This is a genomic window from Fodinibius sp. AD559 (genome assembly GCF_052712805.1).
On the sequence record NZ_JBQPVW010000002.1, the window covers coordinates 328186 to 342645 of the forward strand.

11 protein-coding genes are annotated in these 14460 nt (G+C 40.5%); 5 read left to right on the forward strand and 6 right to left on the reverse strand.

Annotation, left to right across the window (positions count from 1 at the left end; translation table 11 throughout):
* Positions 1-59: 59 nt before the first annotated feature.
* From ACQ4LT_RS04450 to ACQ4LT_RS04475, 6 genes are all read right to left on the reverse strand, one after another.
* Complete coding sequence (locus ACQ4LT_RS04450; RefSeq protein WP_445664814.1) at positions 60-1487, reverse strand: GH3 family domain-containing protein; 1428 nt, start codon at positions 1485-1487, stop codon at positions 60-62.
* Between the two features lie 93 nt (positions 1488-1580).
* Positions 1581-2744: a citrate/2-methylcitrate synthase gene (locus ACQ4LT_RS04455; RefSeq protein WP_445664815.1), complete on the reverse strand. Its 1164-nt coding sequence runs from the start codon at positions 2742-2744 to the stop codon at positions 1581-1583.
* 206 nt (positions 2745-2950) lie between these two features.
* Complete coding sequence (gene mazG / locus ACQ4LT_RS04460; protein WP_445664816.1) at positions 2951-3727, reverse strand: nucleoside triphosphate pyrophosphohydrolase; 777 nt, start codon at positions 3725-3727, stop codon at positions 2951-2953.
* Positions 3728-3823: 96 nt separating this feature from the next.
* Positions 3824-5095 (reverse strand): asparagine synthetase B, encoded by a 1272-nt coding sequence (locus ACQ4LT_RS04465; protein ID WP_445664817.1) that lies wholly within the window; start codon positions 5093-5095, stop codon positions 3824-3826.
* Between the two features lies 1 nt (position 5096).
* Positions 5097-7040, reverse strand: coding sequence for a tetratricopeptide repeat protein (locus ACQ4LT_RS04470; protein WP_445664818.1), 1944 nt, complete (start codon positions 7038-7040; stop codon positions 5097-5099).
* A gap of 7 nt (positions 7041-7047) precedes the next feature.
* On the reverse strand, positions 7048-7656 hold the full coding sequence (locus tag ACQ4LT_RS04475) for a Maf family protein (protein ID WP_445664819.1): 609 nt from the start codon (positions 7654-7656) through the stop codon (positions 7048-7050).
* Positions 7657-7923: 267 nt separating this feature from the next.
* Between ACQ4LT_RS04475 and ACQ4LT_RS04480 the strand changes: the two genes are divergently transcribed.
* The 5 genes from ACQ4LT_RS04480 to ACQ4LT_RS04500 all read left to right on the forward strand — a co-directional run bounded on the left by ACQ4LT_RS04480 (position 7924) and on the right by ACQ4LT_RS04500 (position 14423).
* The gene (locus tag ACQ4LT_RS04480; protein ID WP_445664820.1) at positions 7924-8166 is read left to right on the forward strand and encodes a hypothetical protein; all 243 of its coding nucleotides are present in this window, start codon (positions 7924-7926) and stop codon (positions 8164-8166) included.
* Between the two features lie 20 nt (positions 8167-8186).
* On the forward strand, positions 8187-8996 hold the full coding sequence (locus ACQ4LT_RS04485; RefSeq protein WP_445664821.1) for a DUF92 domain-containing protein: 810 nt from the start codon (positions 8187-8189) through the stop codon (positions 8994-8996).
* Positions 8993-10303, forward strand: a complete 1311-nt coding sequence (locus ACQ4LT_RS04490) for a dicarboxylate/amino acid:cation symporter (RefSeq protein WP_445664822.1) — start codon at positions 8993-8995, stop codon at positions 10301-10303. The genes ACQ4LT_RS04485 and ACQ4LT_RS04490 overlap by 4 nt, the downstream gene beginning before the upstream one ends.
* Before the next feature lie 109 nt (positions 10304-10412).
* Positions 10413-11309 (forward strand): tetratricopeptide repeat protein, encoded by an 897-nt coding sequence (locus tag ACQ4LT_RS04495; RefSeq protein WP_445664823.1) that lies wholly within the window; start codon positions 10413-10415, stop codon positions 11307-11309.
* 126 nt (positions 11310-11435) lie between these two features.
* Positions 11436-14423 (forward strand): lamin tail domain-containing protein, encoded by a 2988-nt coding sequence (locus tag ACQ4LT_RS04500; protein ID WP_445664824.1) that lies wholly within the window; start codon positions 11436-11438, stop codon positions 14421-14423.
* The last annotated feature ends 37 nt before the right edge of the window (positions 14424-14460 follow it).

Here is a 14460-nt window from a genome sequence, read left to right on the forward strand (position 1 = left end):
ATGGGGAAATCTTTCTTTGTAAAAAAAAATTAATCTTGTGATAGTTGGGAAAAGGATTCTTACTTGAAAAAGGCAATATCTTGTTCATCCCGCAAAATAGAAGGCAATTTACCTTGTGCTTTATCTTTCCCTTTGCTGGCCAGCCAGTTGTTAATTTGCTGTTGAGAGATGGAATAAACTTTGGGAAGGCCAAGGGCATCGCTTTCTCTGCGGATAGCATAGTGGCGATTAATTTTAGATACTTCTTGATCAATTTTTTGGGCAAGTCGGTCTAAGGTATCGCGGTGAAGCTGTTCTTGGGTACGAATAAACCAAAAGTGCTGAGGTGCTGATGCTCCCTTCTGAAGGGTGGCCCCAATTGTAAAATTGCCGATTTCAATATCCATTTCTTCTGAAATATTTTGCAATGCTTCCTCTGCTTCATAGGCGTACAGTGCTTCACCGTAATCATCGAGCATTTCGCTTACACGTCCCCTTACCTTAATTCGAGGTGGATCGGTCTTTGTGAATTCTACGATATCATTTAGAGCATAACGCCAAAGACCGGAATTAGTGGTCACCAGCATAGCGTAAGGGGTGTTAGTTTCGACCTCCCATAGTGGAATAGTGTTCTGAATAACCATGGACTCTTGATCGGGGAGGGGATTGGGGATAAACTCGTAGAAAATGCCGTTATCAGCTACAAGTTTCATGTCTGTTTTGGTCAGATCATCAGTGAAAGAGAAATAGCCTTCTGAAGCCCCATAGGTCTCAATAAAATCGACATCTGGTTTGTTTAGTAGATTCTCGATATGCGGCTTATAGTTGGCCAATTTTACGCCTCCACAGACCAAAAGTGAAAGATTGGGCCAAACTTCCTTAATATTTTTGGCTCCGGTCTCATCAAGAACGCGTTTAAACATCGTTAGAATCCAGCTGGGTACAGCTGTAATTACGCGGACATCACTATTGATAGCCTCAGTTACAGTTTGGTTTACTTTTTCATTAAAAGGGAGCTGGCTGAGCTTAGTTGGCGAGATGATTTGGAACGGCGATAACCACCAAGGGGCATTATGTGCAGTATAGGCACTAATTTCACCGATTTGATAGTTCTCTCTATGTTCAAGGGTACCGGGAATGCTAATATGTTTGCCCCACAGATCTAAAATATTAGGTCGCTGGGCAATATAACTGCGAACAACTTTGCGCATGAAAGACCGATCAGCGTCCAGGCGCTCTTTTGTTAATGGCAGATGTTTACCCTCACCAGATGTACCTGCAGAAACGGCAAACTTATCAACTTTTCCGGGCCAGAATATATCTTGCTCCCCCTGTTTTAGTTCCTCTATTTCAGATTGAATATTTTCATAAAAAGAGATCGGGAGGCGGTCAGTAAAATCCTGGAATCCTTTTATCGATTTAAAGTCATATTCTTGGCCAAAATTGGTATGTTTGGCAGATTTTACTAAATCTGATAGCTGCTTTTGTTGAATGTCTTTCAATTTCAAAGCGATAATAGGTTAGCTAAAACGTTTTTTGTAAAATAAAAAAAGCCCCGGAATATCGGGGCTTTAAATTTTTAATGGTGGTCAATCAAAAACTTATCGGTTTTCAACGGAAACCCACTCTTTATTCTTTTCGCCGACATAAAGTGCACGTGGACGAACAAGACGATTGTTTTCGGCTTGCTCGATGTAGTGTCCTGTCCAGCCAGAAACACGGCTCATGGCGAAAATACAGGTGAAGAGGTCAGGCTTTATCCCCATTGAGTAATATACCGTAGCTGAGAAGAAATCAACATTGGGATCGATATCCTTTTCATCCTTCATCGTTTTGAGGATAGCTTCCGACCATTCGTAAAGATTTTCGTGGCCGGTCTCTTCGGATAGTTCTTTTGACATTCCACGTAGAATTCGAGCTCGTGGATCCATCGTTTTGTAGACGCGATGACCAAAGCCCATAATTTTTTCTTTGCGTTCTAATCGCCCGTGTACATATTCAACAGGATCAGCATCTTTTTCTTCAATATCCATTAGCATATTCATAACCTGCTGATTGGCTCCACCATGCAACGGCCCCTTAAGGGCACCGATAGCACCTGTTACTGAGGAATACATATCTGATTCGGTTGAACAGATAGCCCGGTTAGTAAAAGTTGAGGCATTCATGCCGTGCTCAGCGTGCAAAATAAGACAGAGATCCATAGTCTGCTCAGCCTTTTCACCCGGCTCTTCATCATTGAGCATGTAAAGGAAATTATAAGCCGTACTCTTTTCATTAAGAGGGGGTACAATATTTTTGTCATTTCGAGCACGATCAAAAGCGGCAATGATAGTTGGAATTTTAGCGGTGATAGAAATCGCCTGATTCAGGCGAAACTCTTTGTCATCCTCTGTTTGCACTTTATGGAAGTCACCGAGCATAGAAACAGCTGTTCGAAGCACGGCCATAGGCTCAGCGTTATTGGAAGTGCTTTTAATATAATTTAAAACCGGCTCAGGTAGTTCTCTATTGTTTTGCAGCTTAGTATTCAGCTCATTTAGCTCTTCCTGATTGGGTAGATGATCATTCCATAAAAGAAAGCAAACTTCTTCAAAGCTCGCATTTTCAGCCAACGTATCAATGTCGTATCCGGCATAGATAAGTTCTCCTTTTTCGCCATCGATAAAACTTTTGTTACTGCTAAAGGCGACAATGCCTGCAAGGCCTTTATTTATGTGCGGATACTGACTTAAATCAATTTCTGTATTTGTACTCTCAGCCATTCTATACTCCGAAATTTTGGATTGAATATATACTTTTTGTTGCGGTTAAATGTAATAAAAACAGATCTAAAAATCAGGGATAAGTTAAACGTTATCAATCAATAAACCCGATTAACTAATTGAACAACGAAAGTTAGGTTAACAGCGTTTACCTATAGGCATTTAATTTAATACTTTTTAGTCTTAAAAAGAAAATTAGCTGATGGCTATTTTGTTTTTTTGGCTTGATTCCAATGTTTGTCCATATCCTCCAGCGTAGCATCAGATAGCGTTTTATTCTCTTGGTCGAGTTGTTCTTCGATGTATTGGAATCGCTGGATGAATTTTTTATTTGTTGATCGCAGGCTGTCTTCGGCATTGAGATCAAAAAAGCGCCCGGCATTTACTAAAGAAAAAAGCAGATCGCCGAACTCTTCCCGACTTTTTTCGGAATCGCCTTCTTCTAATACTTCTTTAAATTCTTGGAGCTCTTCTTCGATTTTTTCCAAAACCTGCGAGAACTCGGGCCAGTCGAATCCCACATTCGCTGCTTTTTCCTGCATGCGCTGAGCCCGGATGAGGGCAGGGAGCTGTTTGGGTATGCCTTCTAACACAGATTTTTTTCCTTCTTTCATTTTGATGCTTTCCCAGTTTTCGGCTACCTGTTTTTCGTCTTTGGCAACTTCATCCCCAAAAACATGCGGGTGTCGGCGAATAAGTTTTTCCTGAATGGAATAGATGACATCGCTGATAGCGAATATATCCGTTTGCTCGGCCATACGGCTATGGAAGACGACGTGCAGCAAAACATCGCCCAGCTCTTTTTCGAGCTCTTCGAAATCCTCATTGTCAATGGCTTCAACGGCTTCGTAGGCTTCTTCAATCAGATTATCCTTAATACTTTGGTGGGTTTGTTTGCGATCCCAGGGGCATTCGTCGCGGAGAATTTGTACGATCTCAACAAGGTCATTAAAATTTCGGGTAGGTTTTCTGCTGTCTGCCATTTTTTTAATGAGGTTAAAAGTTAGAAGATTGAAGTTGGATTAGCTTCATTTGTACAATAAGCCCAAATTTCTAACATCCAACTTCTGATTTCTACATTACGTTTTACGTTTTTTCTTTTTAGCGGCGGGGAACAGGATGTTATTTAAAATCAACCGGTAGCCGGGACTGCTGGTATGTAAACTCAGATCGGTTGGTGGATCGTTGACACGGTGCGTATAATCTTCGGGATCGTGACCGGCATAAAAGGTAAAGGTCCCCTGTCCGTAATTGCCGTGGATATATTTGACCATATCGCGACCGGGACTTTCACCTAAAATGACAACCGATTCTTTAATTTTATCTTTCTGGAACGCTGTTGTTTGCCCGTAAAAACCGCGAATGCTGCTAACGTGGTTTTGGGTAAGCATGGTTGGGACAGGATCCCACTTGGCCGAAAATTCAAAAAGTGTAAAAAAGTCGATTGATTGATCTATTTCGTCAATTTGTACAGGGACATCAATATTTGCATGCTCGTATTCAGCGGGGTCGGAACTGAGTACAAAATCAGTAAAGGCCAGGGTGTTATCAAAGTTAAGTTTCTGTTGGGCTTTGGGATCCATGGGATCGCCATCAAACTGTGTGGGAACAATGTCAACATCTTGTGCTGCCAGGGCAATATCGAAGGTATCGGTGCCCGAGCACATCGCAAACATAAATCCACCGTTACCCACATACTCTTTAATTTTAGCTGCTACTGCTTTTTTCTCGTTGCTTACCTTGTTGAAGCCCAACTCTTTGGCCATAGCCTCCATTTCGCGTACCTGCCTAATGTACCACGGCTGATTGCGCGATGAGATCCAGAACTTTCCATATTGACCGGTAAAATCTTCGTGATGCAGGTGCAACCAATCGTATTTTGAAAGCTTTCCATTCAACACTTCGGGATCCCAAACCTTGTCGAATTCAACTTCGGCATAGGTGAGCGCCAGGGTAACGGCATCATCCCAGGGTAGTGCTTGTTTGGGGGTATATACCGCAATTTTAGGGGCTTTATCGAGCTGTATGACGGAAGTATTGGCATCGGGTTGTTCTACTTGGCTAATAATTTGAGCAGCGCCGGAATTTGATATCACCTCAAATTTTACATTTCTAAGACGAGACTTTTTGACCAGCTCTTCGGAATAGTTTGTCATAAAACTACCTCCTTTATAATTGAGCAGCCACTGTGATGAGTTACCATCCTGCAGGTTGTTGAAAATGATTCCATACGCTTTAAGGTGGTTGGTCTGAGAGGCATCCATTGGAATAAAGAGCTTGTCCTGAGCCAATCCCGGCAGGCTTGAAAAAAGAATGAATATCAGTGATATCAAAAGGGAACGTAGCATCATATTAGACCTGTATTTCTTCAAGTTCCTGAATACGGTCACGTGCGAATGTAGCATAAAATCCATTGGGAAATTGCAGTAAAAGTTTTTCGTAAAGGGGTAATAATTGATCTACCGTTTGTGGAATTTTAATGTCTTTATTGCCAAGAAGTTGATTTTGTTTAGCCGGTGACTGTGACTGTCCTAAATTTATATCACTGTTTGTTATAAGCTGGTCGGCTATTCTCGTTTTTGCCCACATAAGTTGTTCTTGAAGGGCAGAATTACTTCCCTGAGTCTCTAAATAAGTGGATAGGGCACGATATATAAAAGCGGCATTTTGTTTCTTTTTTTCAGTCGTTATTTCAAGCAGAGCGTATCCGATTAATGGATTGTAGCGGTCTTTTTGAAATAGTTGCTCCAGGATAGCGATACTTTGCTGTTGTTCGCCGCGTGAAAGATATTCAATAAGATTGGCGAAAGGCTCAATTTTTGCCCCAGTGCTATCGGCTTGTAATCCTTTTTGAATCCACAGCCGAAGCTTAACGGCATCGTTGGCATAATAAGAAGTGGTCTGCCGTTCGAGTGCGTCTAGTTGGATTTTGGCAAATTCATAGTCGCCGGCAAAAAAGTCTGTCAATGCCAGGTAATAGCGATTTTTTTCGGCCAGATTTCCAATACGTTCCTGTTTATTACTTTTTGAAAACGAAAGCCGAGCGCGGGTATATTCTTCGTCGTAAAGAAATAGTCGTCCTTTTATATATGCTTGTTTAGCTCTTTTTTGTTTTTTACCGGATATATTTTTTAGCTCATCCAGATATATTTCAGCTTCCTCAGGAGCATGGAGAACATCCAGCGAGAGTTCGCTTAGCTTAGTCAATACCTGATCCATGCGATGATAATCGGGGGTGTTAGAACGAATGGTATTAAGCGTAGAAAAAGCTTTTTGATAAAGAGAGGAAGGTTTTGAAGTGAGATCCAGATTATTGTTTTCAAGATATTTTGCCCATTGCATATATACGTTGGCCAATTCTTCGCGGCTTCTGTTTGCCAGAGATGCTACATTATTATCTATGTAATAGGAGTATGCTTTTTCGGCAAGCTTGAATTTTTGCTCAGCCAGTAATTTCGAGCCAATATTATACAGGCTATAGGTAAGAGTGGTTGATTCCCGTTCAATATTTTTTGCTGTAGCTACTGCTCGTTCAAAAAGATTGCGCTCCATCAGTAGCCAAATTTCCAGCTGTTGAAGATTATTATAGCTGGGATGAGAAGGAGAGAGTTCATCTAAAAAGTCGGAAATTTCGAGGATCGCTATATCATAAATATAATCATCCCGAAAGCGCATAAGACGACGCTGTACAAAACCCAGTCGATCTGGATTTTGTTGCACTAAATCCAGAAATTCGCGCATCGCCTGTTCATAGTTGCCCGCTTGCATGTATGTTTCTCCCAATTCTGAGGAGATCAGATTTGATTGTCCTGACAATGATTGCAACTCCTTATAAATATCAATTGCCTTTTTGTACTCTTTACGATCGCTGGCCGTGCGGGCAACGCTCAAATATACTTGCTGATTGTCCGGGTGGTCTTTAAGAATATCGTTCCAGATCTGTATCCCACGCTTAATGTTACTGCTGATGTGATATAATTCTCCTAAGCGGATCTTTGCTTGTGGACGGTGTCTGCCATTCTGAACAGCTTGTTTAGTTATTGCAATTGCTTTCTCATACTCCTTGAGATTGATGAGGCTCTCGGTAAGCTTACTTAGGTACAGGTAGCGGTGTGGTTCTTTGTTATACAGCTGTTCAAACTGCTTGGCCGCTTCTTCGTATTTTTGCTCTTTCAGCAGTTGGTCAGCATTAAAATAGCTTTCATTTTGTTGGGCAAATCCCTGTTGATGGCATAGTATTCCCGCTGATAGGAAAACTAAAAGCAGGGTGCTTTCTATAGGGGATTTAAGATTCATCGGAATGCTAATAAATTTTTTGTTGTGACAGGAACTCCGGTGCAAATGATGTTATCGCATTATAAAAGCTGTGAAGCGGAAATCCTACAACATTGTAATAATCGCCCTCTATTGCTTCCACAAAGAGGGCACCGTGCGGATCTTGAATTCCATATGCTCCGGCTTTATCCATTGGGTTTGCCGTTGCTACATAAGCGCTAATCAATTTTGGATTTATGTCTCCGAATATAACTTTCGTTGTCTCGACAAACGTGGTGCTATCAGTTAGGTTATTTGATGCGTCCGTTTTTAACAAAGAGACTCCTGTTAATACCTCATGCGAGTGTCCGCTTAGCCGTTGCAGCATTGTCTTGGCCTCAGATAGGGTGGTCGGTTTTTCAAGAATTTCATTATTATAGGTCACAATCGTATCAGCACCGATAATAAGTGCATTGCTATAATCGGGAGCTACAGTTCTTGCTTTTCGGTCGGCAAGTGTTTGTACAATTTGGCTGGGGGACCAATGGGATTCATAATCTTCGTTAACTTCGCTGGAATGAACTTCAAACGGGACACCTATTTTTTGCAGAAGCTTTTTCCGTCGGGGGCTCCCGGATGCAAGGATAATAGTTTCCAAAATGTAATGGGTAGTTTGATTAAAGAATTAAATCAATATTTCCATATTAAAAAAAGAGGATACATCTTAAATTAGTAATATAAAATAAGAACTATCGGCTAAAATGAGGTTTCGAGATTGGTCACGGCAAACCCTACTCCCACAGTATTTTTGTAGCTCAATAAATCAATCGTTACTTTAGCCGCTGTATTGTGATGAAAGAAAATAGATATTCTTTCGTTACATTGTTCATTCATTGTCAACGTATTTTAAAAATATTTATTCACAATGGGATCACAAAAACACGGACGCAGTAGTTCTAAGCAACCGATGATTTTCGATGCCTGGAATTATAAAGTTCTTGCATTCGGACTGTTACTGGTTATTGTTGGTTTTTCTGCAATGTATCTCGAAAATGAAGTAGAAGGTTTCATATCACTTTATGTTTCTCCGATTGTAATTATGAGTGGTTATGCAGCCGTTATTGTCGCTATCCTTAAACACGATCGGGGCTCCTCAAAAACATCCTGACAATTTTTTGACTTGGGCTGATGGATCGCAAGCTGAATGCTTTATTTCTTTTTATAGCGGTTGTCGTATTTATTACTGCTGCTAATACCACTCAACAGTGGAATATACTGCTGGGCGTATTGTTAGCTACTCTTTTTTCTTTAGCAGCTTTTGCTTTCCGTGGCCTGTCACTTGATGGTATGTTTTCAGCTATAGTTATTGGTACGTTTGTCTTTGGACTTGGAGGATGGGAGTTGGCCGTAGTATTATTGCTGTTTTTTTTAAGCAGTGTTGTTATTTCAGATCGATCAAAACGGCGCGAAGAAAATATTTCGCAAAGTGTTAGAAGAGATGGGTTACAAGTTTGGGCAAATGGATTTTGGCTGGTTACTTTTGTGGTTTCTGCCACCGTTTTTAATGCTCCGATATTTTTGGTTGGAGCTATAGCTGTAATTGCTACAGCTACAGCCGATACGTGGGCTACAGAGCTGGGCAGCAGAGCTCCAGACAGCACCTATCTGATTACAACCTTTAAACAGGTGAAACCCGGGACGGATGGGGGAGTGAGTATCAAAGGAACAACAGCAGCTCTTTTTGCTTCTGTAATGATTGCTGCTGTTAGTGTTTACGTTTTTTCACTTGATTTTTCCGTTTTTATACTCATATTTGGAGCTGCTGTTTTGGGATGTATTATTGATTCGTATCTTGGTGCTCTTTTTCAACAGAATAAACGTTCAGTAACGCTCTCGATTATCAATATAGAAATTGATTTTTCGAATAATTTGGTGAATGCAATTTCGACGGGTATCGGCGGCTTACTGGCAATAATTTCAAAACTGTTTTTGGCATGAAAAAAGCATGGTATAAACGACTACATTGGCAAATAATTATTGGACTTGGACTGGGGTTAATTTGGGGTTTGGTGGCCAGTGTTGGGGGCTTCTCTGGTTTTACGGTTGACTATATACAACCCTTCGGTACCATATTCATAAATCTGTTGAAACTCATTGCTGTACCACTCATTTTAGCCTCGCTTATCGTCGGGGTAACCAGCCTGAACGATATTGCCAAGCTTTCGAGAATGGGTGGAAAAACTATTGGTATCTATCTTGTTACCACTATGTTGGCCATTACCATTGGATTAACAGTAGTAAATGTTATTCAGCCCGGAAATTACCTGCCGGTTGAGACCCAGGAGCAACTGATGGCAGGATATCAGGATAATATTGAAGGAGCTGATCAATCTGCCCAGGAAGTAATGGATCGAAGTCCAATGACTTTTTTAGTGGATATTGTTCCTGAAAACTTTTTCAAGGCGGCTTCTGACAATGGTAATATGCTTCAGGTTGTTTTTGTAGCTCTTCTAATGGGGATTGGCCTCATGCAGATCCCATCCGAGAAAAGTAAGTCACTGGTTAACTTTTTTGATTCGCTGAATGAAGTAATCATTAAAATAGTAGACTTGATAATGAAAGTGGCGCCCTATGGCGTTTTTGCTCTGATGGCGGGGGTGATTGTAGATCTTGCCGGGGATGATATTGGTCAGGCGCTGGATCTGCTTGGAGCTCTGTTCTGGTATACCTTTGTGGTGATATTGGGATTATTTTTACACTTAATGATTGTGTATTCCGGCCTGTTTAAGCTCTTTAGCAAGATGAAGTTGCGTGACTTTTTCAAAGCCATCCGTCCCGCTATGCTTTTGGGATTCAGTACCAGCTCCAGTGCAGCTACGTTGCCTGTGACGATGGAACGCGTCGAAAAGAATGTAGGCGTGGATGAAGAAGTCTCCAGTTTTGTATTGCCCATAGGCGCTACGATTAATATGGATGGAACCAGTCTTTATCAAGCAGTAGCGGCAGTATTTATTGCGCAGGCATTGGGGATGGATTTAGGAATTGCTCAGCAGATAACGATTGTACTTACTGCTACATTGGCATCTATAGGTTCGGCGGGCGTGCCCGGTGCGGGAATTATAATGCTGGTTATTGTTTTACAGGCCATACAGGTTCCGGTCGAAGGTATTGCTCTTATCTTGGGAGTTGACAGAATTCTGGATATGTGCAGAACGGCGGTGAATATAACCGGTGATGCCGCGGTTTCTGTGGCTGTTGCTCATACTGAAGGTTTGCTGGGCGAAATGCATCTTGAAGATGATTAGAGATGTTTTGAACGTTTTTCACTTAATGCAATGTTAAAGCCACGATAGCTTGTACTAAAATCTCCAGTTTCTTTTGTAGGTATGATATAAAAACCGAAAGTCCGAGCGTATGAAAGCATTCAGCCTGTCGTGGCTTTTAATTCTATGTAGTATTCCCATGTATTTGTCTGCAACGGCAACAATTGCACAGACAGATACAACCAGTTATGAGCAAAAATTAGAGGATGGGATTGATGCTTTTTATCGCACTAACTGGACCGAAGCCGGTGCTATATTTAGAGAGCTCCAACAGGAACAGCCTCATGATTCCAGGGCGTTTTTTTTTGAGGCAATGATTCCTTTCTGGGAATATTATTTTGGCGACCGTTCAAAAAAAGCTGCTGAACAATTTTTATCCCAATCTCAGCATGCAATTGAAGTCAGTCAGAATCAGCTAAATAAAAATTCCAGTGATACCACTATGGTATTAATGCTCAGCGGTCTGTATGGGTATCGGAGTTTGGTGGCAGCTGCAGAAAAGAATTATAAAGAGGCTCTGCAAAGTGGAATGAAGGGCTTTAAATATACGCGTCAGTTATTGGCACTTGATGCCGATGATCCCAAAGCATTAATTGGTAAGGGTATGTTTTATTATATGGTGGGCAGTGTACCCAATGGATTGAAATGGGTTACCAATATGATAGGGATCTCGGCCGATATGGAGGAGGGATTTGATGCATTGGAACAAGCGGCAAAGTTGGATAGTTATGTTAGGAATGATGCTCAAATGATTCTGGCATATTTGTATGAACGGGAACAACAGAATAAAAAAGCGTTGAAGCATTTAGAAGAATTATGTGGTCGTTATCCCGAAAATATCATATTCCAATATAATAGAGCGCGTCTATTGGAAAAGATAAACCAGTTTGCTCTGGCACGCGAAAAATATCAGATGGTTGTTACAATGGATACTGACACACTGGATATTTTAAAGCAGAAAAGTAAAAGCAGATTACAGAAATTGTAATCTATTTATTTAAAAAATGTATGACTCTAAATACAGAGCTCTATTTTTTTGATAAAGATTGCGAAAAACACGTAATTAATTAATGAGTAAAATTATATTAATTGTCCATTTTCTAATAAATAGTGTATGGGAATAGGGCTACTGAGTAAGTCTTTTTTTAAAACATTTTTTGTATTTGCACTTCTTTTGGGCTTTGCCCTGCAGGAGGGGTATAGCCAGTCTTCAGGAGACATTGCTGTTGTGGGCTTTAATTCTGATGGAGATGATGACTTTGCAATAACTACTTTTGTTGATATTCCATCCGGGACAACCATTTATTTTTCCGATCGCTCTTGGGATGGGGATACTGAAAGTTTTAGTGGTAGTGAAGGAATATATTCTTATACGGTACCATCTGGAGGTTTTAACGCTGGAAGTGTAATTACAATTAATCCTAATTCCGAAACAGCTTCAGACGGCGGAGCGGTTTCTCATATATCAGGCACTTTTAACTTAACGAATGGAGGCGACGAGTTATACTTTTATTTAAGTTCGGCTGACGATAATTCCAGAGATACTCCCTCTACTTTTTTGTTTGCTGTTACTAATGATAATACCTGGAATAACAATGAATTAAAAAATACAGGATTAGTTAATGGTACTACAGCTCTTTCTGGTATTGGAGATGGCATAAATGATAATGGAGAATATATTGGTAGAAGGGAAGGGCCTGTTTCAATTCTGAAGGAAGAAATTCGAAAAGTTGAAGATAACTGGTCAACTACAGATGGTTCGGGTGATCAAAGTATATCTTTTGATAAATCTTCTTTTTCATTAATTCACCTTCCCACTGTTGCGTTTACTACATCAGCTGTAGAAATGTCCGAGAATAGTGGTACTGCAGAACTTACGGTAGAATTGGTGGAGTCCAATACCACAGCTGTAGATGTAGACGTAACTTTTTTAAGTGGTTCCAGTACTGCCACAAATGGTGAGGATTTTTATGATGAGACAGGAAGAAAATTCAATACAAGAACTATTAGTTTTGAAAATAGTGAAGGGGATGGTACGACAAAAAATATTACGTTGAACGTAGAAAATGATAGTGAGCTCGAGGACTCCGAAAAGGCCATTTTTCAGCTTCAAAATATTTCTGATGGTTCTATCATCGGTCCGGATGTATTGACGCTTACCATTGTGGATGATGATGCACCTGATATTGTAATTAATGAAGTATATGCCGATCCTACAGATGGAAGTGGTGCCAGAGATGCTGGCGATGATCAATTTATTGAATTTGTAAATAATCAAGGTTCTGATTTAGATATTAGCGGATGGAAAGTTTTTAATGAATCCGGGTTGAAGCACACGTTCCCTGACGGTACTGTTTTTCCAGCCAATCGCGCTTTCATTCTTTTCGGAGGTGATGAGGTAAATCCTAAGGGAAACTATGGGGGCGCATTGATTGAAGGCAGTAATGAATCCGCAACACTAAGTTTGGATAACGACGGTGATACTATAAGACTTGAAGATTCGAAAGGTAATGAAGTAATCAGTCTGGATTATTCTTCTGCAAATAATGACCAATCAATTGTCAGAAATCCTGAGATTGTGGGTGATTTTGTAGATCATTCTACTGTTAGTGATAATGATGCATTGTTTTCTCCTGGTACTAAAGCAGATGGAAAGGCCTTTGGCTCTAAGTATGCGATAGGCATGCGCGGTTCGGCGGGATGGCGAATGATTTCAACGCCTACCGATAATACTTCTTTTGCTGATCTATTCAGTAACCTGCAGATGCAGGGGATTCCGGGTTCAGATGATCCTTCAGGTACCCTCACCTTAGCTGGTTGGTCTGAGGAGGAAATGTCATTTACAGCGCCTTCTGATATGTCAAATACTATGTCCCCCGGGAAAGGATATATCGTGTATATATTTGAAGGTGAGGAGTTTAATACTTCGGGTATACAAGGTGGTGGCCCGAAAGTCATCAGTACCAATGGAGATGAAAACAGTAGTAGGATAAATGTGACAGTCTCGGCAAATAATACCGACGGAGAAAATGGAATAGATGGTGCTGAAGGCTGGAACCTATTGGGAAATCCATTTGGGACAGATCTTTCTGTTGGAGCCTTAATTGAAGCCCTGGAAGATATTGATCCAGTGGTGAATGCGAATATATATGTCTGGGATCACGATGCAGATGGTGGAAATGGTAAATATATTACGTTATCTGATGGTGATTTAATTGCTCCTTTTCAGGCATTTTTTGTTCGATTTACCAATGAAGTGGATGATCAAACATTCACTTTTGATAAGAGTGCATTAGAAGCAGATACCGAGACTGAATTTTACAAGAATAACGCCGAGAATTCTTTTGTTTTTGATGTACAATTGCATGGAGAAGAGTATTTTGATACCTATACTCTTGAATTCAATGAGAATGGCACTGTAGATTTAGATCGTTTCGATGCCTATAAGTTGTTGTCTCTGAATCCCAACTCAATCAATCTATTTAGCACCCATGGTAATACGCGCTTGCAGAAAAGTGTATTGCCTGAAGATTTGGAGGGTAATTTAGAAATTCCTCTTTCTTTTAAGGCTAATGGTCGCACGAATTTAACCTTCCGATGGGAGAAAATTGACAAGCTCCCCAATAAATGGGATGTGATGCTTATCGATAAGGAAACAGATAGAGAAATTGATTTGCGCACTGCTCAAGAATATCGGTTCACAATTTTATCAGGTGAACCAAAAGAGACTATTGAGAATAAGAAGCTTTTAAATAAAAGAAAAGCCAGCGAAAAAGATCCTCGGTTTGTACTTTCCGTGAATCCAAATTCAGAAATCTCAAATGTAGAAGATCTTCCCGAATCTGTTAAGTTGAAGCCTAATTATCCTAATCCATTTAATCCTACGACTACTATTCCATACGAAATTACTGAGGATGCGGAAGTGAAACTGACAATCTGGAATATGATTGGTCAAAAAGTGGCAACGCTGGTTGATGGCCCGGTAGATGCGGGTGAACACGAAGAAACATGGAATGCTACTAATATGCCCAGCGGTATTTATATTGCGCGATTCCAGGTGGGCAGTGAAGTATTTACCCGGAAAATGACTTTAATTAAGTAAAATGAGAAAATATGTAAGGCTTTTAAAACAGCTTTTT